The 24275-nt window shown below is 69.8% G+C and carries 21 protein-coding genes and 2 pseudogenes; 4 read left to right on the top strand and 19 right to left on the bottom strand.

What is annotated here, in order from left to right; translation table 11 throughout:
- Positions 1-7 precede the first annotated feature (7 nt).
- Complete coding sequence (locus V8690_RS15235) at positions 8-265, bottom strand: hypothetical protein (RefSeq protein ID WP_037673904.1); 258 nt, start codon at positions 263-265, stop codon at positions 8-10.
- A gap of 255 nt (positions 266-520) precedes the next feature.
- On the opposite strand from V8690_RS15235, the pseudogene V8690_RS15230 reads away from it, so the two are divergent.
- Positions 521-845 (top strand): annotated as a pseudogene (locus V8690_RS15230) (phosphoesterase); the annotation flags it as partial.
- A gap of 13 nt (positions 846-858) precedes the next feature.
- Here V8690_RS15230 and V8690_RS15225 read toward each other — a convergent pair.
- Positions 859-1743, bottom strand: a complete 885-nt coding sequence (locus V8690_RS15225; protein ID WP_338779258.1) for a DUF4429 domain-containing protein — start codon at positions 1741-1743, stop codon at positions 859-861.
- Positions 1744-1892: 149 nt separating this feature from the next.
- Between V8690_RS15225 and V8690_RS15220 the strand changes: the two genes are divergently transcribed.
- A complete protein-coding gene (locus V8690_RS15220) occupies positions 1893-3428 on the top strand; it encodes a beta-N-acetylhexosaminidase (protein ID WP_338779257.1) in 1536 nt (511 codons plus the stop codon).
- Positions 3429-3561: 133 nt separating this feature from the next.
- On the opposite strand, the gene V8690_RS15215 is transcribed toward V8690_RS15220, so the two are convergent.
- The 12 genes and pseudogenes from V8690_RS15215 to V8690_RS15160 form a co-directional block, all read right to left on the bottom strand.
- Positions 3562-5334: an IucA/IucC family siderophore biosynthesis protein gene (locus tag V8690_RS15215; protein WP_338779256.1), complete on the bottom strand. Its 1773-nt coding sequence runs from the start codon at positions 5332-5334 to the stop codon at positions 3562-3564.
- Entirely contained in the window at positions 5331-5894 is a 564-nt protein-coding gene (locus V8690_RS15210) for a GNAT family N-acetyltransferase (RefSeq protein WP_338779254.1), read from the bottom strand. The genes V8690_RS15215 and V8690_RS15210 overlap by 4 nt, the downstream gene beginning before the upstream one ends.
- Complete coding sequence (locus tag V8690_RS15205) at positions 5891-7177, bottom strand: lysine N(6)-hydroxylase/L-ornithine N(5)-oxygenase family protein (RefSeq protein ID WP_338779253.1); 1287 nt, start codon at positions 7175-7177, stop codon at positions 5891-5893. Before V8690_RS15205 ends, V8690_RS15210 begins: the two co-directional genes overlap by 4 nt.
- Positions 7161-8603, bottom strand: coding sequence for a lysine decarboxylase DesA (gene desA, locus V8690_RS15200; RefSeq protein ID WP_338779252.1), 1443 nt, complete (start codon positions 8601-8603; stop codon positions 7161-7163). The genes V8690_RS15205 and desA overlap by 17 nt, the downstream gene beginning before the upstream one ends.
- A gap of 182 nt (positions 8604-8785) precedes the next feature.
- Entirely contained in the window at positions 8786-9640 is an 855-nt protein-coding gene (locus V8690_RS15195) for a siderophore-interacting protein (RefSeq protein ID WP_338779251.1), read from the bottom strand.
- A 139-nt stretch (positions 9641-9779) separates the two neighbouring features.
- Positions 9780-10823, bottom strand: coding sequence for an ABC transporter substrate-binding protein (locus tag V8690_RS15190; protein ID WP_338779249.1), 1044 nt, complete (start codon positions 10821-10823; stop codon positions 9780-9782).
- 204 nt (positions 10824-11027) lie between these two features.
- On the bottom strand, positions 11028-11606 hold the full coding sequence (locus tag V8690_RS15185; RefSeq protein ID WP_338785670.1) for a hypothetical protein: 579 nt from the start codon (positions 11604-11606) through the stop codon (positions 11028-11030).
- Positions 11563-11700, bottom strand: a pseudogene (locus tag V8690_RS15180) (glycosyltransferase); the annotation flags it as partial. The gene V8690_RS15185 and the pseudogene V8690_RS15180, both read right to left, overlap by 44 nt.
- Positions 11701-11878: 178 nt before the next feature.
- Positions 11879-13039, bottom strand: a complete 1161-nt coding sequence (locus tag V8690_RS15175; protein ID WP_338779248.1) for an acyl-CoA dehydrogenase family protein — start codon at positions 13037-13039, stop codon at positions 11879-11881.
- Between the two features lie 5 nt (positions 13040-13044).
- Positions 13045-13995 carry a hydroxymethylglutaryl-CoA lyase gene (locus V8690_RS15170; protein ID WP_338779246.1) on the bottom strand — a complete coding sequence of 317 codons (951 nt, stop codon included), beginning with the start codon at positions 13993-13995 and terminating at the stop codon, positions 13045-13047.
- Positions 13992-15908 (bottom strand): biotin carboxylase N-terminal domain-containing protein, encoded by a 1917-nt coding sequence (locus V8690_RS15165; RefSeq protein ID WP_338779244.1) that lies wholly within the window; start codon positions 15906-15908, stop codon positions 13992-13994. Before V8690_RS15165 ends, V8690_RS15170 begins: the two co-directional genes overlap by 4 nt.
- Before the next feature lie 14 nt (positions 15909-15922).
- Complete coding sequence (locus V8690_RS15160; RefSeq protein WP_338779242.1) at positions 15923-17539, bottom strand: carboxyl transferase domain-containing protein; 1617 nt, start codon at positions 17537-17539, stop codon at positions 15923-15925.
- Positions 17540-17625: 86 nt separating this feature from the next.
- Here V8690_RS15160 and V8690_RS15155 point away from each other — a divergent pair, with 86 nt between their 5' ends.
- Entirely contained in the window at positions 17626-18222 is a 597-nt protein-coding gene (locus V8690_RS15155; protein ID WP_306966836.1) for a TetR/AcrR family transcriptional regulator, read from the top strand.
- On the opposite strand, the gene V8690_RS15150 is transcribed toward V8690_RS15155, so the two are convergent.
- From V8690_RS15150 to V8690_RS15140, 3 genes are all read right to left on the bottom strand, one after another.
- The gene (locus V8690_RS15150) at positions 18219-18857 is read right to left on the bottom strand and encodes a hypothetical protein (RefSeq protein ID WP_338779235.1); all 639 of its coding nucleotides are present in this window, start codon (positions 18855-18857) and stop codon (positions 18219-18221) included. The genes V8690_RS15155 and V8690_RS15150 overlap by 4 nt on opposite strands.
- 137 nt (positions 18858-18994) lie before the next feature.
- A complete protein-coding gene (locus V8690_RS15145) occupies positions 18995-19645 on the bottom strand; it encodes an HD domain-containing protein (RefSeq protein ID WP_338779233.1) in 651 nt (216 codons plus the stop codon).
- Positions 19642-20850: a TauD/TfdA family dioxygenase gene (locus V8690_RS15140; protein ID WP_338779231.1), complete on the bottom strand. Its 1209-nt coding sequence runs from the start codon at positions 20848-20850 to the stop codon at positions 19642-19644. The genes V8690_RS15145 and V8690_RS15140 overlap by 4 nt, the downstream gene beginning before the upstream one ends.
- Before the next feature lie 138 nt (positions 20851-20988).
- On the opposite strand from V8690_RS15140, the gene V8690_RS15135 reads away from it, so the two are divergent.
- Positions 20989-21897 (top strand): LysR substrate-binding domain-containing protein, encoded by a 909-nt coding sequence (locus V8690_RS15135; protein WP_338779229.1) that lies wholly within the window; start codon positions 20989-20991, stop codon positions 21895-21897.
- A 436-nt stretch (positions 21898-22333) separates the two neighbouring features.
- On the opposite strand, the gene V8690_RS15130 is transcribed toward V8690_RS15135, so the two are convergent.
- Both V8690_RS15130 and V8690_RS15125 read right to left on the bottom strand, forming a co-directional pair.
- The gene (locus V8690_RS15130; protein WP_338779227.1) at positions 22334-23359 is read right to left on the bottom strand and encodes an esterase-like activity of phytase family protein; all 1026 of its coding nucleotides are present in this window, start codon (positions 23357-23359) and stop codon (positions 22334-22336) included.
- A 53-nt stretch (positions 23360-23412) separates the two neighbouring features.
- Positions 23413-24261, bottom strand: coding sequence for a serine hydrolase (locus tag V8690_RS15125; RefSeq protein ID WP_338779224.1), 849 nt, complete (start codon positions 24259-24261; stop codon positions 23413-23415).
- Positions 24262-24275: the final 14 nt, after the last annotated feature.

The raw sequence follows: 24275 nt of genomic DNA, 5'->3' as shown, positions 1-24275 counted from the left end.
GTATTCCTCAGCCGTAGACGATGCGCCGCAGCTGCCGGAGCGAGAGCTCCGGCGGTGCCACCGCGCGATATTTGAGATCCGCCTCGATCCGCTCGAAGATCGCCGCGTTCACCAGGCCCTGGGCCTGGAGCTCGCGGTGGCGGCGACGGACGTACTCCTCGGTCGTCTCGTCGAAGTAGGCGAGCACGTCCTGGATCACGCGCAGTGCCTCGCCCCGGTTGAGGGGGGTGGACCGCGTCAGATGATCAACGAGTTCGTCGTGCACCCGGTAGATCCTGGGGCACTGGCGGTACTTTCGCAAGAATTCTGCCCGGTTTCGGGCAGACGGCTGCTGGAATCCGTTGGGGGAACGTTGAACCTGTCATGAGCGCTTGTTCGCGAGGCGTCGACCGGGCAGCCGGTATCTCGTTGCCCGAGGCGTCGATTTTTGGACGCAATGGACACTCCCGTATGGGCGTACCCGAGCGGCTCGCCGAGCGCATGAGCACGGCCGAGCAGCACGAGTACCTGCGCGCCAGGATTCCACCACCGCGCCTACTGCACCTCCACCGCCCACGCCTCCGAGGGCGGCGTCCGGCGGGAGTGGGGTGCCGCTGTTCGAAAGGTACGCCGTGGACCTGGTCGTCAACGGCCACAACCACCAGTACGAGCGCACCGACGTCATCAAGGACGGCAAGCAGAACGAGACCGTCACCTGGTCCCGGGTGCGATACCCCGACTACTCCTTCCCGCGCGTGGACGTCAGCCCCGCGCCGAAGGGGCACCTGGTCACGCTCAAGGTGCGCGGCATCGCCGAGACCGGTGACCAGGTGGACCGCTTCACGGTGGCGCGCCGGGCGAAGTAGCGCCCCGAGGGTGTCACATCCGTTTCAGGATCGCCTGCTTGGCCAGCGCGAACTCGTCGTCCGTCAGTACGCCCGTGCGGTGCAGCTCACCGAGCTCGCGCAGGCGGCGCAGCAGGGCGTCGTGGTCGTCCTCGGCGGACGCGACCGGAGGAGAAGGCGGTTCCGGTCGCGCGTCCGCCAGGTCGCCGGCGGCTGCCCGGGCCGGGTGCGTAAGCCTGGCCTGGACCGCCGCCGCGACCAGCGCCATCAGCGGGTCCTTCTTGAAGCCCCACAGCTCCACGGCGTTGGGGTCGTACTTGGGCGGGGCCTTGGTGGGCGCGTTCCGCACGGTGAAGCGGAGGTAGCCGTTCTCCAGGCCGGCCGCAGGCTGCCACTCCACGCCCGTGATGTCGGTGAGCGCGAGCGTGCGGGCACCGGCGGCGGCCTTGGCGTCCTCCGTTTTCCAGTTCCACTCCAGGCGGATGCGCTCGCCGTCGAAGCCGGCGGTGCCGTCCCCGGCGGAGACCGACAGGGGGACGGAGGGGCCCGGCAGCAGGTACGCGTCGACCGGGTCGGCGGGGACCTGGTCCAGGAGCAGGGCGCGCCGGACCTCGTCCACGAGGTATTCGGCGACTCCGTAGCGCTCGGACTCCACGATCAGCTGGTACGGGTCGTGGGGCTCGGTGAGCCGGCCGCCCGTGGCGTGCAGCAGGGGGTCGGCGCCGTCGCGCAGTCGGAGCCTGAGCCGTCCCGTCTTCTTGCCCTGCTCGAAGGAGATCCCGGCCAACGCCCCCAGCGGGACGATCAGTTCGCCCAACTCCTTGCGCAACAGGCTGATGTTCTTGTCCCGCCCCGGGGTCAGCCGCAGGGCGTCGCCGTCGAAGGCCCACGTGCCGTCCGTCTGGATTATTTCCGCCATGGGGTGGATTGTTCCACCCGTCTCACGAGAGAGTGGTCCAGACCTCTTGGAGCTCAACGGCTCATGGAAGGGACGGGTTTGTGAGAGATGGCCGTGTCAGAGATCACCACAGAACGCTTCGCCTTCTCGGTTCCCTGCTGCTGGTCGCGATGGGTGTCTCCATGACAGGGGCCACCCCGGCACAGACGGCATCGCCCACCCCGCTCGACCGCGTGGTCCCCGCGCCTGCTTCGGTCGCCCCGAGCGGCTCCCCCTACCGCATCACCCGCGGCACGCACATCCACGTCGACGGCTCGCGGGAGGCGCGGCGCGTCGCCGAGTACCTCGCGGCCGTCCTGAGGCCCTCGACCGGCTACAGCCTCCCCGTCACCGCCCACGGCGACGGGGGCATCCGACTGCGCCTCGCCAAGGGGCCCTTCGGTGCCGAGGGATACCGCCTCGACAGCGGCCGCAAGGGCGTCACCCTCACCGCGGCGGAGGCCGCCGGTCTCTTCCACGGCGTCCAGACCCTGCGCCAGCTCCTCCCCGCGGACGTCGAGAAGGACACCGTCCAGCCCGGCCCCTGGCTGGTCGCCGGCGGCACCATCGAGGACAGCCCGCGCTACGGCTGGCGCGGCGCCATGCTCGATGTCTCCCGGCACTTCTTCACCGTCGGCCAGGTCAAGCGCTACATCGACCAGCTCGCCCTCTACAAGATCAACAAGCTGCATCTGCACCTCAGCGACGACCAGGGCTGGCGCATAGCCGTCGACTCCTGGCCGCGCCTGGCGACCCACGGCGGCTCCACCGAGGTCGGCGGCGGCCCCGGCGGCTACTACACCAAGGCCCAGTACAAGGAGATCGTGCGGTACGCCGCCTCCCGCTATCTGGAGGTCGTCCCCGAGGTGGACATGCCCGGCCACACCAACGCCGCACTCGCCGCCTACGCCGACCTGAACTGCGACGGCGTGGCACCCCCGCTGTACACCGGCACCGACGTCGGCTTCAGCTCGCTGTGCGTCGGCAAGGAGATCACGTACGACTTCGTGGACGACGTGGTCCGGGAGCTCGCCGCGCTCACCCCGGGCACGTACCTCCACATCGGGGGCGACGAGGCGCACTCCACCAGCCACGAGGACTACGTGAAGTTCATGGACCGGGTGCAGCCGGTCGTCGCGAAGTACGGCAAGACGGTGGTCGGCTGGCACCAGCTGACCGGGGCGACTCCCGCGAAGGGGGCTCTCGCCCAGTACTGGGGTCTGGACAGCACCAGTGCCGAGGAGAAGGCGCGGGTCGTGAAGGCCGCGCAGAGCGGGACGGGGCTGATTCTGTCTCCGGCCGACCGCGTGTACCTCGACATGAAGTACACGAAGGACACGCCGCTGGGCCTGTCCTGGGCGGGCTACGCCGAGGTACGGCGGTCGTACGACTGGGATCCGGGGGCGTATCTGCCCGGAGTGCCGGCCGGGGCCGTGCGGGGGGTCGAGGCGCCGTTGTGGACGGAGACCATCGAGAACTCCGGGCACATCGAGTACATGGCGTTTCCGCGGCTGCCGGGTGTGGCCGAGCTGGGGTGGTCGGCGGCGGGCACGCACGACTGGGAGCGGTACAAGGTGCGGCTTGCTGCGCAGGCTGAGCGGTGGAACGCCCTGGGGATCGAGTGGTATCGGTCGCCGGAGGTGCCGTGGGGTTCCGCCGGTCGGTGATTCGTCTGCGGGTGCGTGGGGGCTGGTCGCGCCCACGCGGCGGAGCCGCATCTCGACACAGCCCCGCGCCCCTGAAAGAACAAGGACGGGCACCCCGAAGGACCGTACTCCGGGGTGCCCGTCTGTCTGTGGGTCAGAACTCCGCGATGGGGTTCTTCAGGGTGCCGACCAGCTGGAGGGCGCCGGACGGGTCCGACAGGTCGACCATCTGTTCGTTGTTGCGCAGTTGGAGGCGGTTGAGGCAGGAGAGCGCGAACTCGGGGGCGAACATGTCGTACCGCTCGAACTTGTCGGCGAGTGAGGGCATCGACTCCTGGTACTCGCGCGTGACCTCCGCGACCGTGCGCCAGAAGTCGTCCTCCTCCAGGACGCCCTCACAGGCGAGGTTCGCCGCGAGGAAGCGGAAGAAGCAGTCGAAGACGTCCGTGAAGATCGACAGGAGTTTCTTGTCCTCAGGGACCTCCACGCGCAGCCGCTCCACCGTCGGCGGCAGCACCGCCTCCGGGTCCATGACGGCGATCTCCTCGGCGATGTCCTTGTAGATCGCGCGCTGCACGACGCCGTCCTTCAGCACGAGGATGACGTTCTCGCCGTGCGGCATGAAGACGAGGTCGTAGGCGTAGAAGCTGTGGAGGAGGGGGGTGAAGTACGCGCGGAGGTAGTGGCGCAGCCACTCCCTCGGGGCGAGGCCCGACTGCTCGATCAGCGCGCCCGCGACCGACGCCCCCTGGTGGTCGACATGGACCAGGGACGCCATGGTGGCCAGGGACTCGCCGTCCTTCAGCGACGGCACCGGGCTCTCCCGCCACAGCGCGGCGAGCATCTTGCGGTACGGCGAGTAGCGGTCCGTCGCCTGCTCGTACTCCAGATGCCGGTAGCCGACCGCCGCCCGCTCCCGGATGATCGACAGGCCCGTGGACTTCAGCACCGGGTCGTTCTCGATCAGCTGGGCCAGCCAGTCGTTGATGGCCGGGGTGGCCTCCATGTAGGCGGCCGACAGCCCGCGCATGAAGCCCATGTTGATGACGGACAGGGCCGTCTTCACGTAGTGCTTCTCGGGGCTGGACCGGTTGAAGAACGTCCGGATGGACTGCTGGGCCAGGTACTCGTCGTCGCCCTCGCCCAGGCACACCAGGTACCCCCGGGCGACCTCGGCGGCGAAGGTGACGGTGAGCTTGTTCCACCACTGCCAGGGGTGGACGGGGATGAGGAGGTAGTCGGCCGGGTCCAGGTCCCGGTTCCGCAGGACGCCATGGAAGCGCTCGACGGTCTCCTCACCCAGCTCCTCGCGCAGGAACGACTCGTACTCGATGCCGGCACCGGCCGTGAACGCGGCCCGCGAGCGGTGTGCCGCGAGCCAGACGAGCCGGACCGGGCTCGCCGTCTCCGGCGCGTACGACAGGTACTCGTGGATGCCGAAGCCGAGCCGGCCGTTGTTGGCCACGAAGCAGGGGTGGCCCTCGGTCATCGAGGTCTCGATGGTCTGGAAGTCACCGCGCGCCAGCTCGGCGGCCGTCGTCTTCGGCTTGGTGAGCTTGTAGCAGGTGCCCGAGAGGGTGGAGGAGATCTCCTCCAGGTAGACGGGCAGGATGTCGTCGCTCAGCCCCAGGGACTTCTGCGTCTCGATGAAGAAGTCCAGGGCGGCGAGCGGCAGTTCGGCGCCGTCACGGTGGCGGGTGATCGAGTCGGCGTCGACCTGCCAGTGGTCGAGGGCGCGGAGCGTGGCCGTGAAGGTGTACCGGGTCAGGCCGTCGTCGCTGCGGACGACGTAGGTGCCGTCGCCGGTGGCCTCCGGCGTGATGAGCCGCTCGTGCGCGAACTCGGCGAGTGCCTTGCGGATCAGGAGGCGGTTGGCCCGCGCCCAGCGGTGGGGGGACAGATGCGCTACGGCGTCGGACAGGGTCATACGGCTCCTCCTCGGGCGGCCAGGCTGTGCCTTTCAATGAAGCGTTCGCGCGTGCAGAAGCTCAGCAGCGCGCGCTTCTCCGGCTTGTCGATCTCACGGACGGGCACAAAGCCGACGGCCTCGTTCAGCGCGTGCACGGCCTTGTTGCTCACGTCGGGTTCCACGACGACCCGCCGGGTGCGCGGGTCGGCGAACAGCTCGTCCATCACGGCGGTGATGACGGCCCGGGTGAAGCCGTGGATCGGCCGGTCGGTCGGCGCGACCAGGAAGTGCATGCCGACGTCGCCGGGCTCGGGGTCGTACAGCCCGGTCAGCTCGACGTACCGGGGGTCGTACTTCTCCATCAGGAACGCCGGCCGGCCCTCGTGCAGGCCGAGGTAGGCGTGGTGGTGCTCGTGCGCCGCGATGCGCATGTACTCGCGCTCGACGTCCGGGAGCGTGGCGTCCTGCATCATCCAGTAGGCCGCCTTGGGGTGGGTGACCCAGGAGTGCAGCAGCTCGGCGTCCTTCAGGGGGTCGAGCGGGCGGATGGCGAACGTACCGATGCCGGTGGTGCTCATACGGCGAACTCCTGGAACGCGATCGTCTTCTCGACCGGGTAGTACTCGGTGCCGAGCAGCTCGCGGATGATGTACGCGTTCCGGTACGGGCCCATGCCCAGGTCGGGGCTGGTGATGCTGTGGGTGTGGACGCCGGCGTTCTGGAGGAAGATGCCCCGGCCGGTGACGTCGATGGCGTAGTTGCGGGCGACGTCGAAGTTGCCCCGGGAGTCGTAGACCAGGCGGTCCCGCACGGGCCCCAGGAACTCCGGCTCGGCGTACTTGTAGCCGGTGGCCAGGACCAGGCCCTCGGAGGTCAGCTCGAAGTCCTTGTCCTGCTCCTCCTGGCGGAAGCCGAGCGTGTACGTGCCGTTCTCGTACGCCGCGTTGGTCAGGGAGGAGTTGGTGAGCAGGCGCGTGGGCACCGGACCGCCGAGGTTCTTCTGGTAGAGCAGGTCGAAGATCTCGTTGATCAGGTCGCCGTCGATGCCCTTGAACAGGCCCTTCTGCTCGGCCGTGAGGCGGTAGCGGGTGGCCTCGGGCAGCTCGTGGAAGTAGTCGACGTACTCCGGCGACGTCATCTCCAGCGTGAGCTTGGTGTACTCAAGCGGGAAGAAGCGCGGGGAGCGGGTGACCCAGTTCAGCCGGTAGCCGTGGACGTCGATCTCGCTGAGCAGGTCGTAGTAGATCTCGGCGGCCGACTGGCCCGAGCCGACCAGCGTGATCGAGTCCTTCTTCTGAAGCTCCGCCTTGTGGCTCAGGTAGCGGGAGTTGTGGATGAAGTCGCCGCCCAGGTTCTCGCAGGCCTCGGGGATGTGGGGCGGGGTGCCGGTGCCGAGGACGAGGTGACGGGCACGGTAGGTGTCACCGGCGGTGGTCTTCACGACGTAGACGTCGTCCTCGTACGTCACCTCCGTCACCGTCGTGTCGAAGCGGATGCTGCTCAGTCTGTTCGCGGCCCAGCGGCAGTAGTCGTCGTACTCGACGCGCAGCGGGTAGAAGTTCTCGCGGATGTAGAACGAGTACAGCCGGCCCTTCTCCTTCAGATAGTTGAGGAACGAGTACGGGGACGTCGGGTCGGCGAGGGTGACCAGGTCCGACATGAACGGGGTCTGGAGGTGGGCGCCGTCGAGGAACATTCCCGCGTGCCACTCGAAGTCGGGCTTCGACTCCAGGAAGACGCCGTCGAGTTCGTCGATCGGTTCGGTGAGGCAGGCCAGGCCGAGGTTGAAGGGGCCGAGCCCGATGCCCACGAAATCATGAGTCGCAGGAAGAGGGGACGGGTTTTCAGGACGCGCGGTCAAGGGACTCTCCCAGGTACTGCTCGGCGTGGCCGGCGATCAGATCGAGGACGGCGGCGATGTCGGACGCCTGCGTCTCGGGGTTGAGCAAGGTGAACTTCAGGTAGTGGCGGGCGCCGACCTTGGTGCCCGCGACGATGGCGGCACCGGAGGCGAACAGGGCCTTGCGGGCGTAGAGGTTGGCGCGGTCGATCTCGGCGGGGTCGGTGACGGACGCCGGGATGTAGCGGAAGACGAGGGTGGACAGGCTCGGCTCCACGACGACGTCGAAGCGCGGGTCGGCGGCGAGCAGTTTCCAGCCCTTCTGGGCCAGCTCGCACACCTCGTCGAAGAGCTGCCCGATGCCGTCCGCGCCCATGGTCCTGAGGGTCATCCACAGCTTGAGGGCGTCGAAGCGGCGGGTCGTCTGGAGAGACTTGTCCACCTGGTTGGGGATACGTTCCTGCACCATGCGGCGCGGGTTCAGGTACTCGGCGTGGTAGGTGGCGTGCCGGAGCGTGGCCGCGTCGCGGACCAGCACGGCGGACGAACTCACCGGCTGGAAGAAGGACTTGTGGTAATCCACCGTGACGGAGTCGGCACGCTCGATCCCGGTCAGCCGGTCCCGGTGCTTCAGGGAGGCCAGCAGGCCGCAGCCGTAGGCGGCGTCGACGTGCATCCAGGTGCCGAACTGCTCGCACAGCTCGGCGATCTCGGGCAGTGGGTCGATGGAGCCGAAGTCGGTGGTGCCGGCGGTGGCGACGACGGCCATGGGGACGAGGCCGTCCTGCTTGCAGCGCTCCAGCTCGCGGGCGAGGGCGACGGTCTGCATGCGCTTGTCGTGGTCGACGGGTACGGAGACCACGGAGTCCTGGCCGAGCCCGAGCAGTTTCGCGGACTTCTTCACGCTGAAGTGGCTGACCTCGGAGGCGAAGATCCGCAGTTTGGCGAGGGTGTCGGTCTTGGCCTCCTCCCGGGCCAGCAGCAGCGCCTGGAGGTTGGACTGGGTGCCGCCGGAGGTGAACACACCGTCGGCGGCGGGGCCGAGGCCGATGCGCTCGGTCGTCCAGTCGATCAGTTTGCGCTCGATGAGGGTGCCGCCGGCCGACTGGTCCCAGGTGTCCAGGGAGGAGTTCACGGCGGACAGGACGGCCTCGCCGAGCACGGCGGGGATGACGACCGGGCAGTTGAGGTGGGCCAGGTAGCGGGGGTGGTGGAAGTAGATCGCGTCCCGGAGGTAGACGTCCTCCAGTTCGTCGAGCACCGCAGCGGTGTCGTGCAGCGGCTTGTCGAGGTCGATCGCGTCGATGGCGGGAGCGAGGGCGTCGACGGTGACGCCGGTGAACGGCCGTTCGGTGGTGGCGAGTTTGGCGGCCACCCGCTCGACTCCGTCGGTCACGGAGCGGCGGTACTGCTCCGCCGTGGTGTCGTTGAGCAGGTGCGAGCGCATGTGGGGGTCCTCCGGTGGGGACAGTCCGGTGCGGGACAGGGGCGGGCTGAACCGCGGGTTCAACTTAGGTAAGCCTAACCTGAGTTGCTTTCCGCGGAACATGGCCCTGCCGTGACTGTGGTCACTTGGGTCACGTGGGTGCGGGGGAGGGCTGGAGGCTGGAGGGCGTGTGGGCCGCGGCGTTACCCCTCTGTCCGCAACTGCTCCTCGCTCACGCCGTGGCGCCAGTAGCCGACGAACGTCACCCGGCGGCGGTCGATGCCGCGCTCGCGCACGAAGTGCCGGCGCAGCCGCTTCACACAGCCGGACTCGCCGGCGATCCAGACGTACGGCCGCTCGGCGGGGGGCAGTTGCGCCTCGCGGAGGGCGTCGAGGGCCATGGAGGAGCCCTCGCGGCCCTTCTCCTCCCTCACGAGCCAGGTGATCTCGGCGTCCGCCTCGGTCGCCAGGTCCTGGATGTCCCCGGCGTGCGGCACCTCCAGCCAGATCCGGGCGCGGGTGCCGGCCGGCAGCGACTCGACGATGGCCGAGGCGGCCGGTACGGCGGTCTCGTCGCCCCAGACGACCACGAGGTCGGTGTCCTCGGGCGGCCGGAAGCGGATCGCCCGGTTGTCGGCGACGGCCGGGCCGAGCAGCAGGACCCGGTCTCCGGCGGCGGCCCGGGCGGCCCAGCGGGAGGCGGGGCCGGCCTGGACCGAGGCGCCCGGCTCGATGCCGTGCAGGGCGAAGTCGATGTCGATCTCGTCCGGGTCGCGGCGCAGCGCCCGCAGCGTGTACGACCGCATCACGGCCCGTACGCCGTCCGGCAGTTCACGCCAGCCCTGCCACCAGCCGTCCCCGAGCTCGAGCGGGACGACCGGCTCGGGCTGCCCCGGGTGAGGCAGGAACAGCGACAGCGACTGGTCACGCCCGTCGGAGTGGAAGGCGTGCAGATCGGGCCCGCCGAAGGTGACGCGGACCAGGGACGGACCGAGCCGCCTCGTCGTCACGACCTGGAGTGAGAAGAAACGGAACGGGGCGGCCACGGCGGTGGTCATTAGGGGCTCCTGAGTCGTGGTCAGGGGGTGAGGTGAGGCACTTCAGGGGCGCGGGGCCGTGTCGATATGCGGCTCCGCCGCGTGGGCGCGCCGAGCCGTGACGGACCCGCACACGCCAATGAAGCTCAACACCCTGGCGTCAGGCGACCTTCTTCGCGTCCTCGATGGCCTTCGCCAGGTTCTCCACCAGCGGCACACACTTGTCGTAGGACAGGATCGGCTCAGCCGAACGCGAGATGACCTGCCCGGCCTTGACCGCCGGCAGCTTCTTCCACGTCGCCTCGGTGATGTCCGCCGGCTGGATCGCCGAGGACCGGTCGTCCATCATGATGATGTCGGCCGCGTACTTGTCGACGTTCTCCCAGCTCAGGCTCTCGAACCAGCCGCCGCCCTTGGCCTTGGCCTTCTCCGGCGGCTCGACGAAGTTCACGCCGAGGGCCTTGAAGTACTCCAGGTCGACGGAGAGGTTGGTGCCGGAGACGTAGAAGAGCTCCTGGCTCGCGGAACCGGCCATCACCTTGATGTCGGGGTGGGCCTTGGCGGCCTTGCGCAGTCGCTCGGAGGCCTCCTCGAACCGCTTCTTGGCGTCGGTGACCTTCGCGGCCTTCATGTCGCCGCCGAGGGACTCGGCCAGCTCCCACATGCGCTGGAGCGGGGCGGTGAGCTGTCGGTCGTAGACGGATATGCCGACGCTCGGGGCGAGCTTGGCGATCTTGTCCTTGGAGGCCTCGGGGACGTACCAGAGGGTGCCGACGGAATCGAACATGGTGCTGATCAGCACGTCGGGGGCGAGGGTGGCGTACTTCTCGACGTTGAACTGGTCCCAGGAGTTGCCGAGGATGGTCACCTTGCTGATGTCCATGTCGCCGGCCTGGACGTCGGGCTTGCCGTCCTGCGTCTTGGTGGGGCCGAAGACGCCCTTGACGGAGACGCCGTAGTCGTACAGGGCGGCGGCGACGCCGGTGAAGGCGACGATGTTCGCGGGGACCTTGTCGAGCTGCACGTTCTTGCCGCGGTCGTCCTTGAAGGACCACGGACCGGACTTGGCGGACGCCTTCGAGTCCGAGCCGCCGTCCGTCGAGTCCTCGCTGCCACACGCGGTCACGAGGGCGCCGAGTCCGAGAGCGCCACCGGCGGCGAGGATGCCGCGGCGGGAGAAGCGGGCGGTTGTGGCGTTCGACATCTCTGGGTCTGCTTTCGTACGTTCGGAGCCACTACGGGCACGGCTGTCAGCCAGCTGGCTGGATTCAGGCTTAGGTTAGCCTAACCTCAGCGTGTGTCCAGGGGGCCCTGGTATCTGTGCCCGGGGGAGGGGGCGTGGATGTCCGCAGGGGCAGTGATCCGAATCACCAGACCGGCGTGCCGAGCTTCTCGGCAGCGAGTCCGCCTACGACGTGAGGCGGCGCGCCGCCGCCCGGATCAGATCGGTGCGGGCCACCCGGAGTGCGAAGCCCGCGCCTCGGTTCGTCACGGGCTTCGCGCACCAGGGGAGGCCGCGGCGGCGCCACTTGGCGGGGCCGGCGTTCGACGGAATCGGCGGCAGGTCCGACGGCCAGGGGCCGAGCCGCAGGTGCCCTGTCGACAGCCCGGCCGGCAGCTCGGTGACCGGTACCGTACGACGAAGTCGCCGCCGGACCGCGCGGCCATGCGGGCCGGAAGACGGCGGTGCCGCCCCGGCCCTCCTCCAGGTGGACGGCGAGAGCGCCGTCCGGGAAGGCGGCGAGCGTGCACCGCCCGGCCAACTCCAGCTCCGTGGGCGCGCCCGGGGCCCATCGCACGCCATCGCCGGCAGCCGGTCGTTCATTCCCTCGTGCCACAGCGGGGCGATGACCTCGGCGAGCTGGGCCAGGGCCTTCTCCTGCTCGGGGCGGGGTTCGCGCGCCAGATGGCCGAGGAGCTGCTGCACCTCCACGGTCAGGTGGCGGGTATTCCCTCGCGGGCCGGTCGAGTTCCTCGCCCGTGCCATCGGTCGAACCGTCATCGACGGCCAGGATCTCCAATGCGTCCCGACCGATGCTCTGCTCTGCGACGGACCTGATGCAACGCGTGAGACAAGGCATCGCGTTGTACGCGGCGATAACCACCGAAACGGCAGGGCCGGTCACCGTGATACCCCGGAGAACGAGGCACGCCTCGTTCTCCGGCGTGGTCGGCGCCGGTGGTCTATTCGCGCACGGGGAAAGGTGCCTCTTTTGGGGGGAGATGCCGTGGAGTAGACGTGTGCATGGAGCGAGGCTCTCAGGTCACCAGGCCCAACTCCCGTGCGATCAGCATGCGCTGGACCTCGCTCGTGCCCTCGCCGATTTCGAGGATCTTGGAGTCGCGCCACATGCGGGCGACCGGGTACTCGTTCATGAAGCCGTAACCGCCGTGGATCTGGGTGGCTTCGCGGGCGTTGTCCACGGCGATGGTGGAGGAGTAGAGCTTGGCCAGGGCCGCTTCCTTCTTGAAGGGGTCGCCGGACACCAGGCGGGCCGCCGCGTCGCGCCAGGCGAGGCGGGCCGTGTGGGCCTTCATGTCCATGTCGGCGATCTTGAACTGGATGGCCTGGTTGGCGGCGATCGGCTTGCCGAAGGCGTGGCGTTCCTTGGCGTACTTCACCGATTCGTCCACGCAGCCCTGTGCCAGGCCCGTCGCCAGCGCCGCGATGGCGATCCTGCCCTCGTCGAGGATGCGCAGGAACTGGGCGTAGCCGCGGCCCTCCTCACCCAGCAGGTTCGCCGCCGGGACCCGGACGTCCGAGAAGGACAGTTCGCGGGTGTCCGAGGCGTTCCAGCCGACCTTCGAGTACGGGGCCGCGATCGTGAAGCCCGGCGTGCCCGAGGGGACGATGATCGACGAGATGAGCGGTTTGCCGTCCGGCGTGCGGCCGGTGACCGCCGTGACCGTCACCAAACCCGTGATGGCCGTGCCCGAGTTGGTGATGAAGCACTTCGTGCCGTTGATCACCCACTCGTTCGTCGACTCGTCCAGGCGGGCCGTCGTACGGGTCGCGCCCGCGTCGCTGCCGCCGTCCGGCTCCGTCAGGCCGAACGCGCCCAGGAGCTCGCCGGAGCAGAGGCGGGGGAGCCACTCCCGCTTCTGGGCCTCCGTGCCGTAGCGGTAGACGGGCATCGCGCCCAGGGAGACCCCGGCTTCCAGGGTGATCGCCACCGAGGAGTCGACCCGCGCCAGTTCCTCCAGGGCCACGCCCAGCGCCAGGTAGTCGCCGCCCATGCCGCCGTACTCCTCGGGGAACGGCAGCCCGAACAGGCCCATGCGGCCCATCTCCCGGACGATCTCGTACGGGAACTCGTGCCGCTCGTAGAAGTCGCCGATCTTCGGCGCCACGACCTCGTGCGCGAACTCCTCGACCGTGCGGCGGAGTTCCTCCAACTCGGGGGAGAGGCGGTAGTCCATGGTGATCACTGCTCCTCGGTGTCCTCGTGGGACAGGGCTCGGACGGTGCGGGACGGGCTGGGTCGGCCCAGGTGGGTGGCCATCCACGCGCTCGTGGCGACGAGGCGGCCGAGGTCGACTCCGGTGTCGATGCCGAGGCCCCGCAGCATCCACACGAGGTCTTCGGTGGCCAGATTGCCCGTCGCCGACTTGGCGTACGGGCAGCCGCCCAGGCCGCCCGCCGAGGCGTCGACCGTCGTGACGCCCTGCCGGAGGGCCGCGAGCGTGTTGGCGAGGGCCTGGCCGTACGTGTCGTGGAAGTGGACGGCGAGGGCGGTGGGCGGGATGCCCGCCTCGTCCAGGGCGGCGAGGAGCGTGACCACATGGCCCGGGGTCGCCACGCCGATCGTGTCGCCCAGGCTCAGTTCGTCGCAGCCCATGTCCAGGAGGGACCTGCAGACCCGGACCACCTGGGGGATCGGGACCGCGCCCTCCCAGGGGTCGCCGAAGCACATGGAGAGGTAGCCGCGGACGTGCCCGCCCCCGGCCTTCGCCCGGCTCACCACCGGCTCGAACATCGCCAGCGCCTCGTCCACCGTGCGGTTGAGGTTGGCCTTGGCGAAGGACTCCGTGGCGCTGGCGAAGACCGCCACCCGCCGGGCGCCCAGGGCCAGGGCGCGGTCCAGGCCGCGTTCGTTCGGGACCAGGACCGGGAGCGCGACGGGCAGGTCGGAGACCATCGGGAACAGCTGCTCGGCGTCCGCCAGTTGGGGGACCCATTCGGGGTGGACGAAGCTCGTCGCCTCGATCGTCGTCAGGCCCGCTTCGGCCAGGCGGCGGACGAACTCCGCCTTGACCTCCGTGGGGACGGTCGCCTGCTCGTTCTGGAGGCCGTCGCGCGCGCCCACCTCGTGGATGCGGACGCGAGTGGGGAGGTCCTGGGCCGGGACCACCATCGGGAGACCGTCGACTGTCATTCCTCCGCCTCCTCACGGGGTGCGATGACCGCCAGCACCTGGTCCATGGCGACCGTCGAGCCCGGGGTCACGTCCAGTTCGGTGACCTTGCCGGAGTGCGGCGCGGAGATGACGTGCTCCATCTTCATCGCCTCCACCACCAGCAGGCTCTGACCCGCGGCCACCTCGTCGCCGACGGCGACCTTCACCACTGTCACCGTGCCCGGCATGGGCGCGGTCATCGAGTCGGCGCCCGCGTGGGCCGCGCGGCTCAGGGAGGCGGCGACCGGGTCGTGGTCGCGTACGTGCCAGGCGTCGCCGTCGCGGCCGAGCCAGTCGTCGGCGCGGTGGAAGGTGTGGCGGACGCCGTCCAGCGTCACCGAGACCCGGTCGTCCGTGACCGTGCCGGTGCCGCGCGGGGTGTACTCCACCGGATCCTGGACCCTGAGGTGGAAGGCGGGCGGTTTGCGTGCCCCGCCCAGCCGCCAGCCGCTGGGGACCGAGAAGGGGTCCGTCCAGCCGCCGGGCTCGGGCGTCAGCGCGTCCAGGCGTACGGCCGCCGCCGCCTCGTACACCTCCTCCGGTACGTCCGTGAGGACCAGTCCCTCGACCTCCCGCTCGACCAGGCCGGTGTCCAGGTCGCCGGCGACCACCGCCGGGTGGGCGAGCAGCCGGCGCAGGAAGCCGGCGTTGGTCTGCACCCCGAGCGTGACCGTCTCCGCCAGGGCCGAGCGGAGCTTGCGCAGGGCCGTCGCACGGTCGGGGCCGTACGCGATCACCTTCGAGAGCATCGGGTCGTAGAGGCTGCCGACCTCCGTGCCCTCCGTGAGGCCCGAGTCGGTGCGGATGCCGTCGCCCTGCGGTTCACGGAGCCTGAGCACTGTGCCGCCGGAGGGGAGGAAGCCGCGTGCCGGGTCCTCGGCGCAGATCCGGGCCTCCACCGCGTGCCCCGTCAGCCGTACGTCCTCCTGGGCGAAGGCCAGGGGCTCGCCGGCCGCCACCCGCAGCTGCCACTCGACCAGGTCCAGGCCGGTGATGAGCTCCGTGACCGGGTGTTCCACCTGCAGGCGGGTGTTCATCTCCATGAAGTAGTACGACGACGGGTCGCTGCCGGGGACGATGAACTCCACCGTGCCCGCGCCCCGGTAGCCGCAGGAGCGGGCCGCCTGGACCGCCGCCTCGCCCATGGCGGAGCGCGTCCGCTCGTCGAGGAGCACGCTCGGCGCCTCCTCGACGATCTTCTGGTGGCGGCGCTGGAGGGAGCACTCGCGCTCACCCAGATGGACGACATGGCCGTGGCCGTCGGCCAGGACCTGGATCTCGATGTGGCGGGGGCGGTCGATCCAGCGCTCGACCAGGAGCGTGTCGTCGCCGAAGGAGGCGCGGGCCTCGCGGCGGGCCGCGGCGATCTCCTCCTCCAGCCGGGTCAGGTCCCGCACCAGGCGCATGCCCTTGCCGCCGCCGCCCGCGCTCGGCTTCAGCAGCACGGGCGCGCCCAGCTCGCGGGCCGCCTCGGCCAGATCCGGGTCGCGTCCGCCGGGGACGACCGGCACCCCGGCATCCCGGACCGTCTCCTTGGCGCGGATCTTGTCGCCCATGAGGGAGATCGCGTCCGCCGGAGGCCCGATGAAGACCAGGCCGGCCTCGGCGCAGGCGCGCGCGAAGGCGGCGTTCTCGGCGAGGAAGCCGTAGCCGGGGTGGACGGCTTGCGCGCCCGTGCGGGCCGCGGCCTCCAACAGGCGCTCCACCGAGAGGTAGCTCTCGGACGCCGGGGCCGGGCCGAGCCGTACCGCCGTGTCCGCCTCGCGGACGTGCCGGGCGTCGGCGTCCGCGTCGGAGAAGACGGCCACCGAGCGCACGCCCATCGACCGCAGCGTACGGATGACCCGTACGGCGATCTCGCCCCGGTTGGCCACCAGCACTGTCTCGAACATCGTCGTCCGTCCCCTCACATCCGGAAGACGCCGAACTGGGGGTCACCCAGGGGCGCGTTGGCGCACGCGGTCAGGGCCAGGCCCAGGACGTGCCGGGTGTCCAGCGGGTCGATCACACCGTCGTCCCAGAGGCGGGCCGTCGCGTAGTAGGCATTCCCCTGGCGCTCGTACTGGGCGCGGACCGGGGCCTTGAAGGCCTCCTCGTCCTCGGCCGGCCAGGACTCGCCGCGCGCCTCCAGCTGGTCCCGCTTGACGGTCGCGAGGACCGAGGCGGCCTGCTCGCCGCCCATGACGGAGATCTTGGCGTTCGGCCACATCCACAGGAAGCGGGGGGAGTACGCCCGGCCGCACATCGAGTAGTTGCCGGCGCCGTACGAGCCGCCGACCACGACTGTCAGCTTCGGTACGCGTGTGCAGGCCACGGCCGTGACCATCTTGGCGCCGTGCTTGGCGATGCCGCCCGCCTCGTAGTCCTTGCCGACCATGAACCCGGAGATGTTCTGGAGGAACACCAGCGGGATGCCGCGCTGGTCGCACAGCTCGATGAAGTGGGCGCCCTTCTGGGCGGACTCGGAGAACAGGATGCCGTTGTTGGCGACGATGCCCACCGGGTGGCCGTGGATCCGGGCGAAGCCCGTGACCAGGGTCTGGCCGAACTCGGACTTGAACTCGGCGAAACGGGAACCGTCGACGACCCGGGCGATGATCTCGCGTACGTCGTAGGGGGTGCGGGAGTCGACCGGGACGGCGCCGTAGAGGCTGTGCGGGTCGACCTTGGGTTCCGTGGGCTGCGCAACCTCCCAGGGGAGGGACCCCCGGGCGGGGAGAGTGGAGACGATCGTGCGGACGATGCGCAGGGCGTGTGCGTCGTTCTCCGCGAGGTGGTCCGTGACGCCCGAGACGCGGGAGTGGACCTCGCCGCCGCCGAGCTCCTCAGCCGTGACGACCTCGCCCGTGGCCGCCTTCACCAGGGGTGGTCCGCCCAGGAAGATCGTGCCCTGGTCGCGGACGATCACCGCCTCGTCGCTCATCGCCGGGACGTACGCGCCGCCGGCCGTGCAGGAGCCGAGGACGGCGGCGATCTGGGGGATGCCGGCGCCGGACATGCGGGCCTGGTTGTAGAAGATCCGGCCGAAGTGGTCGCGGTCGGGGAAGACCTCGTCCTGCATGGGGAGGAAGGCGCCGCCGGAGTCCACGAGGTAGACGCAGGGGAGGCGGTTGTCGAGGGCGACCTCCTGGGCGCGGAGGTGCTTCTTGACCGTCATCGGGTAATACGTGCCGCCCTTGACCGTGGCGTCGTTGGCGATGATCACGGATTCGCGGCCGCTGACCCGGCCGATGCCGGCGATGACACCGGCGGCCGGGGCCTGCCCCTCGTACATCCCGTCGGCCGCGAGCGGGGCCAGCTCCAGGAAGGGCGAGCCCGGGTCGAGGAGGGTGTCGACGCGGTCGCGGGGGAGCAGCTTGCCGCGCGCGGTGTGGCGGGCGCGGGCCTTCTCGCCGCCGCCCTGGGCGGCTGTGGCCAGCTTGGTGCGCAGCTCCTCCACGAGGGTGCGGTGCGCCTCCTCGTTGGCCCGAAAGGCCTCCGGCGCGGGGTCTGCCGCGCTCGTGAGCTCCGGTGCCTCGTGCATCCTGCGGTCCCCTCACCTTGTTAATGAGCGTTAACGCATTTCCTTCAGGTTAACGACCGCTAACCTCCCTGTCTAGAATTGATTGCATGGCCACGAGAACCGACGCCCCCACCCGACGCGAGCAGATCCTCAAGGAGGCCGCCCGGCTGTTCGCCGAGCGGGGCTTCCACGGGGTCGGAGTCGACGAGATAGGCGCCGCTGTCGGGATCAGCGGGCCCGGGCTGTACCGGCACTTCGCGGGCAAGGACGCGATGCTCGCGGAACTGCTGGTGGGGATCAGCGGGCAGTTGCTGACCGGGGCTAAGCGGCGGGTGGCGGAGGCGGACGGGGGTGCGGGGGCGGAGGCGGTCCTCGACTCGCTGATCGAGGGGCATATCGACTTCGCGCTCGACGACCGGCCTCTGATCACCCTGCACGATCGGGAGCTGGATCGCCTCCGGGACAGTGACCGGAAGATGGTGCGGCAGCTTCAGCGGCAGTATGTGGAGCTGTGGGTGGGGGTGGTGCGGGAGGTGTACCCGGGGCTCGGTGAGCCTGCGGCTCGGTCGGCTGTGCACTCGGTGTTCGGGTTGCTGAACTCGACGCCGCATCTGGGGAGGGCGGGGTCTTTGCCCGGGCGGGGGGCTACGGCGGAGCTGCTGCATCGGATGGCTCGGGGGGCGTTTGCGGCGGCTGGGGTTTAGCGGGGGTTTTGCCCACCCACCCACCCACCCACCCGCCCGACGCGGTCGGACAAGAAGCTGAGCTTGTGTCGGGGCTGCGCCCCCGGCCTGGCGGGGGCTTCGCCCTGCCCCTCGAGGTTGCCCAGCTGCCCGCGTGACGCGGTTGGGGTAGAGGTTGAGTTCGTTTCGGGGCTCCGCTCGGGCCCCGGCGGGGGCTTCGCCCCCTGCGCCCCCGCGCGGTTGCCCAGCTGCGCGCGCGAAGCGGTTGGGCTAGAAGCCGTCCTCGCCTCGGGGCTCCGCCCCTGCGCCCAGGCGGGGAGTTCGCCCCCCAGTTCCCCCTGCTCGCCGGCGGTGGCGGGTTTGACCAGGTCACGCACCCGGCGCACGATGAGGCGGGCCGTGACCTGCTCGCTTTTCGTGCGGCCGGCGAACGCGGTGTGGGCAGGGGTCTCGGCGACCTCCGCGTCAAAGATGAGTTCGCCGGTGTCGGGGTCGGGCACGGCGGTGGGGTAGGTGACCCGCTGCCATACGGTGTCGGGGATGGCGAGGACGGCCCGTTTGACGGAGGGGTTCATGCCGCAGGTGATGGAGAGGTGGGAACCGGCCCGGCGGCAGGCGGCGATGTTCTCGCGGATGCACACCGAATCTGTGACCATGGAGCCCTAGGAAGTCCCCATCACCCCAGCTCAGAGCGCATCCGTGTGTTCACGCTCAAGCCTTGGACGGCTGTCGCTGGGTCTGTCCAGGTACGTGGCATTTACAGTCCCGAGACGCGGGCGGATCTCGGTGTTGACTATGGGATGGATGGGGCCAGGTCTGGGGCTTTGACACGTTCGGGGGCGAAGACGTGGCGGACCAGCGGCTCGAAGAATTCCAGCGGTTCGGTGGGGTAACCGGGGTCGAATGAGTTCTGGTCGTAATTGGCGCAGAAGTCCACGCAGTCCTGGTACCAGGGGTGGTCGGCCCAGTGTTCGCGGGCGTGCGGGTCGGCGCCGACGTGGTGGAACCAGTAGACACCCTGGAACACTCCGTGGTGCTTGAGGATCCAGTAGTTGCGTTCGGACACGTAGGGGCGCACGACCGCTGCGGCGACCTCGGAATGGTTCGCGGGGGCGAGCAGGTCGCCGATGTCATGGACGAGCGCGCACACGACGGTCTCCTCGTCTTCACCGGCACGGTGGGCGCGGGTGGCCGCCTGGAGGCTGTGCTGGAGGCGGGTGACCTGGTAGCCGGTGTGGTCGTCCATAGCCTTCAGCCAGCTGAGGATCCGGTCGGGGAACCGGGCGAGTTCGGCGGTTTCGTATCGGGCGAGCAGCTGGTAGTCATGCGCCGTCCCGTCGGCCATGGCTGTGAAACCGACCGTCCGCGCATCACCGGGCGTGGGCCGGCCGCGGCCGGTCCGGTCGTGGGCTTCCTGCTGCAGGTGCGCGGGGTGGGCGGTCACGCGTCCTCCTCGATCTCTTCGGGCTTCTGGGCGGCGAGGGGCATGTGCTCGCCGCGCAGCACCCGCCCGCGAGCGAGGAAATCGTCGAACTCCATGTAGACGTCTTGGAGTTGGCGTGCGCCGCTGCCCGGGTCGTAGGGCAGCCGGCCGTGGAGCACGCGGTGCGAGTGCACGGTGAGGAGGTCACCGTCGTCGGACTTGAAGGTGGCCCGGTAGCGGCCCGAGTCGATGATGGCGCCCAGGTGGCGGTAGGCGTCGTAGAACGCTTCGACCTGGTCGAAGGGGACCGAAAGTGGCTGGGCGAGCTGGTTGGAGAACCGGAAGAGCTTGATGTTGCCGTCGGCGTCGAGCTGGATCATCGGGTTCTCGGCCCAGGTGTCCTCATCCTGGCTGAACAGCTGGTAGGGCACCGGAACCCGGCACAGCGTGTCGAAGTGGGCGGGCGCATCCGCGCGCAGCTCGGCCAGCGCGGCCCACCCGTCGACAAGGGTCGATTCCCCGCCGGTGGCCTGGTTGGCCAAGAAGTGCAGGAGCTGGATGGACGGGGGCCAGTTGTAGCTGGGCAGGTCGGTGTGGGGCTTGAGTTCGCCGGGGGTGTGGGCGACGTTGTAGCCGGTGGGGTCGTGGCGGACGTTGTGGACGCGTTCGAAGGCGACCTCGCGGACGTGTCCGATGGTTTCGGCGAACCGCTCGACCTCGTGGTGAACGGTGGGGACACCGGTCACGATGGCCGCGCCGTACTCGCTCACCGCGTCAAGGTAGGCGAGCTGGCCCTCGCGTGTGTCGACGACATCGGCATGAGCGAAGCGCGGAGGGTCGATCCCGGTCTCGCCCCACAGCGTCACGGCGTGGCGGCGAGCGGATCTGGGGTCGCCGGAGTAGTCGTACCGGCGCAGCCAGCCAGTCGAGTAGCGGGCCCGCTGTCCGTCGCTCCAGAGCACGTCCAGACCCTCGTGCCGATCGAACGACGCCTTGGCCGGGGCGATCGTCGCGGGAATCGAGGGCGTGAAGAGCCGGCGCTCGCTGGACTGGAAGACCCGGTCGGCAGCGGCCCAGCTGTTGTCGCGCAGCCACACGTAGTGGAAACGGCGTTCCCTGCCGTCCAAAAGCAGCGACAGGCTGCGCTCGCCGAGGGTCAGGGTGCCCTCCGGCATGGTGGTCCCGGTGGTGGGGTGGGTGCTGTATCTGTGCGTGGCCTCGTTCATCGGCAGCCTCCTTCGATCCTTTCGATCGGTCGGACACCGTCAGCCTGGCCGAGCACCACCTCACAATCAAACAATGCGTTTTGGGTCTGAGACCCCGGAAAACTGAGGCTCGGAAGCGTTTGCCGTATCGTCGCCGAAGTGCGTGATCCCCTGCCCCCGCTTCCCTGCCTGGAGGCGTTCGAAGCTGCCGCCCGGCTGGAGAGCTTCGCCTCCGCCGCCGACGAACTGCACCTGTCTCCCGCGACCGTCAGCCAGCGCATCCGGATGCTGGAGACCCACCTCGGCGCGCGGCTCTTCGAACGCCTCGCCCGCAGCGTTCAGCTCACCGAACTCGGCCGTGCCTACCTGCCTGCGATCCGCGAGAGCTTCGACGACCTGGCCGTGGCCACCAGCGGGCTGTTCGGCGCCGCGCGACGCGAACAGCTCACCGTGCGTACCCAAGTCTCCTACGCGACGACGTGGCTTGCCCCTCATATCCACGACTTCCAGCGCGCACACCCCGGAATCGATCTGCGCCTGGTCTGCGCCGTCTGGTCTGAGGCCCTGACTCCCGGCGAGGTCGAGATCGACATTCACCAAGGGCGCGGGCCCTGGGCCGGCGTCAACAGCGAGCTGCTCCACCATGACCACGCTGTGGTCATCCACGGCCCCGCGCACATCGACCGGCACGGCCCGGTCACCTCGGTCGCCGACCTCGCCACCCGCCCCCGAGTCCAGGTCCTCGGATTCGACGACGTGTGGCAGCGCATCCTGCCCGAAGAAGCTCCACCACCCGAGCACCCCATCACCGTGGACACCAGCGTCGCCGCGCTCGAAATCGCCGCCGCCGGCGACGCCTGCGCCGTCGTCCCGGAACGCTTCGCACGCACCGCCGTCCGCGCCGGCCGCATCAGCCTCGCCCTGGAACAGACCTGGCCCATGCGCCAAGCCCACTATCTGCTGCGTCCTCTCAACGCCTCGCCCCCCGTACAGCCCGCACGCCTCTTCCTGCGCTGGCTCAGAGACCTCGAGCAGCGCAGCGAAGCCCTGGTGCCTGCCGTCGAATGATTCCGGGGAACCGCCACTGAGCCGTACTGGGATTTCTTGCGGGACCCCCGGCCTGCCCCGGGCTGCCCGGAGCCCTGCGGACCAGCTCCGACAACCGCCTCCGCGCTGCAAAGCGCATCACCGGAACCAGCCCGGCGTCCGCGATCGGATTGGCGTCATCGAACGCTGCGGACACCGCACGTGGCGGCATGGAAGAAAGCATCCCGGAGATGCCGCCCGGTGGATCCAGGCCGAGGCCCTGCACCCCCCAACGGCGGCCTGACGGAGGCCCTGCTCCCCCGACTAGGCACCGCACCTCCGGCGGAGGCCCTGCTCCCCCGGCGGATCCCGGAGCCGTTGCCCGGCCGCTCGGAGAGTGGAGCTGTGAGCGGCCGGCCGTCACGGGTGCGCTTCGTGTGGGTCGTGGGAAGGGTCCGCCTTGGACGGCCGGGTGGGTCTAGGGGGTTGTCCTCACCCGCAGGGCGTAGAAGCGGGTCGTCTGGGTCTTGTTCTCGTTGTCGTCGCTGGCCAGGAGGACCTTCAGGGTGTTGTGCGTGCGGCCCGTGATCGTCATGGCCTCGATGTTGTCGAGGAGGGGGTTCGGCTGGGGCTGCTTGGCCGTTGCGCCCAGGGAGGGGCAGGTCGCGAGGTCGGTGAGGAGGGTTTTGCTGATCAGGTGGGTTTCGGGATCGGCCGGCAGGGTCGCGATCGTGCTCGTGTCCGTCGCCTTGCGGGGGTCGGCCAGGTAGAGGCGGACCGTGTTGCCCACGCCGGAGGTGAAGCCGCGTTCCAGGACCAGGAGGCGGCCGTCGGGGGTCGCCTGGACCTCGGGGACGCCCAGGCCGGGGTCCGTGCGGTAGGCGTACTGGGCGCCTAGGGCGAAGTGGCCGTGTGCCGTCCTGCGCCAGGTCTGGAAGCGGACGATCGTCGAGTCGTCGCCGGAGAGCGCGTACTCCATGGAGGCCAGCAGGGTCCGGCCGCCGGGCAGCAGGGTCAGGCCCTCGAAGGTGCCGTTGGGCCGGGCGCGGCCCGCGGGGCTCACGCGCAGGGCGTCCGGGACCGGGAGGCGGTCCAGGAGCCTGCCGGTGCGGGTGTAGCGGCGTACGGAGGGCTCCGTCTCGGAGGTGACCAGGCGGGTGCTGTCGCCGTCGATGGCCAGGCCCTCGGAGTCGAGCGCGGTTCCGTTCTCGTCGGTGAGCGGGACGACGGACCGGGGCTTCAACGTCCTCGCGTCCAGGGCGAAGAGCGACGAGCGGTCGGAGAGGGCGGCCAGTGAGCCGTCGCTGTCCATGGCGAGTGCCGAGAGGTTGCCGACGTAGGTGTTCTCGTACGTCGTCTTGTCGAGCGCGTCGGAGAAGCCGTCGATGGAGACGGCCGGCGAGCAGGCGTGCCGGGTGTGCGCCTGGGCGGGGCCGGCGGCGGTCAGGCATGTGGCCGCCGCGAGGCCCGCGGTGAGGAGGGCGAGGTGGGTTCTCAGGGGCATGGGCGTCACCGTAGGGCGGGCCGGTGGCGCCGGGTAGGCCGTGTGGTGAACGGTCAGCTCGCGGCCAGGTCCTTGTGGATGACCTTGGCCACGGCCTGGATGGTCGCGATGCCGTAGTTCATGGTGCTGTTGCCGTGGGTGAGCACGGTGATCATGTAGTCGTGACCGCCGCCCTTGAACGTGCCGACGCTGTGCACCCGCCAGCCGTTCGTGGAGCGTTGCAGCCAGCCGTTCTTGACGGCCACGGTGACGCCGGACGGCACTCCGTACGGCGTGCCCCAGCGCTGGGACGAGACGACCTGGCCCATCAGCTTGAGGATGTAGGCGCGGGAGTTGTCGCTCAGGACCGCGTTCTTGGCGGTGAGGAGCTTCAGCAGCTTCTGCTCGTCGGTGACGGTGATCTGCGTCAGGCCCCAGTAGCCGTTCGCGCCGGGCTTGGTCTGGGTCATGCCGGCGGCGGCGAGGAAGCCCTTGATCTTCGTCATGCCGAGCTGCTTCCACAGGGTGGAGGTCGCGGCGTTGTCCGACTTGGTGATCATGGCCTTGGCGAGGGTGTTCTCGCGGTCGGTGAGATACCGGTTCGTCTTCTTCGCGTCCCACAGCAGCGTGGCGAGGACGGTGACCTTGACGACGCTGGCCGAGTCGTAGGCGGTGCCCGCGCGCAGGGTGCAGGTCGTGCTGGTGCTGCGGTCGTAGAGGCCGACGGCGACGGTGCCCTTGCGGGTGGCGAGCGCGGCGGTGATGTCCTGCTTCAGCTTGGCGGCGAGGCCGGCCTTGGCGGACGTACAGGTCACGGCCGGAGTGGCAGCGGCTGCGGGCGTGGCGGCGACGAGCGGCACGAGCGCGCCCGTACCCACGGCCGCCGCCAGCACTCTCGCGCGGCGGGATATCCCAGAAGTCATGCACTCCATGACTC

It is taken from the genome of Streptomyces sp. DG1A-41, assembly GCF_037055355.1.
Taxonomy (GTDB): Bacteria; Actinomycetota; Actinomycetes; order Streptomycetales; family Streptomycetaceae; genus Streptomyces.
Note: the sequence above shows the minus strand (reverse complement) of the source record. Positions and strands in the feature narration are given on the sequence as shown.

Coding starts and splice junctions, on each gene's coding strand:
- V8690_RS15160 (WP_338779242.1), bottom strand. CDS start 17,539: ATGCACGAGGCACCGGAGCTCACGAGCGCGGCAGACCCCGCGCCGGAG.
- V8690_RS15185 (WP_338785670.1), bottom strand. CDS start 11,606: ATGGCACGGGCGAGGAACTCGACCGGCCCGCGAGGGAATACCCGCCAC.
- V8690_RS15140 (WP_338779231.1), bottom strand. CDS start 20,850: ATGAACGAGGCCACGCACAGATACAGCACCCACCCCACCACCGGGACC.
- V8690_RS15150 (WP_338779235.1), bottom strand. CDS start 18,857: ATGGTCACAGATTCGGTGTGCATCCGCGAGAACATCGCCGCCTGCCGC.
- V8690_RS15155 (WP_306966836.1), top strand. CDS start 17,626: ATGGCCACGAGAACCGACGCCCCCACCCGACGCGAGCAGATCCTCAAG.
- V8690_RS15170 (WP_338779246.1), bottom strand. CDS start 13,995: ATGACAGTCGACGGTCTCCCGATGGTGGTCCCGGCCCAGGACCTCCCC.
- V8690_RS15195 (WP_338779251.1), bottom strand. CDS start 9,640: ATGACCACCGCCGTGGCCGCCCCGTTCCGTTTCTTCTCACTCCAGGTC.
- V8690_RS15210 (WP_338779254.1), bottom strand. CDS start 5,894: ATGAGCACCACCGGCATCGGTACGTTCGCCATCCGCCCGCTCGACCCC.
- V8690_RS15215 (WP_338779256.1), bottom strand. CDS start 5,334: ATGACCCTGTCCGACGCCGTAGCGCATCTGTCCCCCCACCGCTGGGCG.
- V8690_RS15130 (WP_338779227.1), bottom strand. CDS start 23,359: ATGCCCCTGAGAACCCACCTCGCCCTCCTCACCGCGGGCCTCGCGGCG.
- V8690_RS15175 (WP_338779248.1), bottom strand. CDS start 13,039: ATGGACTACCGCCTCTCCCCCGAGTTGGAGGAACTCCGCCGCACGGTC.
- desA (WP_338779252.1), bottom strand. CDS start 8,603: ATGCGCTCGCACCTGCTCAACGACACCACGGCGGAGCAGTACCGCCGC.
- V8690_RS15165 (WP_338779244.1), bottom strand. CDS start 15,908: ATGTTCGAGACAGTGCTGGTGGCCAACCGGGGCGAGATCGCCGTACGG.
- V8690_RS15225 (WP_338779258.1), bottom strand. CDS start 1,743: ATGGCGGAAATAATCCAGACGGACGGCACGTGGGCCTTCGACGGCGAC.
- V8690_RS15190 (WP_338779249.1), bottom strand. CDS start 10,823: ATGTCGAACGCCACAACCGCCCGCTTCTCCCGCCGCGGCATCCTCGCC.
- V8690_RS15125 (WP_338779224.1), bottom strand. CDS start 24,261: ATGACTTCTGGGATATCCCGCCGCGCGAGAGTGCTGGCGGCGGCCGTG.
- V8690_RS15220 (WP_338779257.1), top strand. CDS start 1,893: ATGGGTGTCTCCATGACAGGGGCCACCCCGGCACAGACGGCATCGCCC.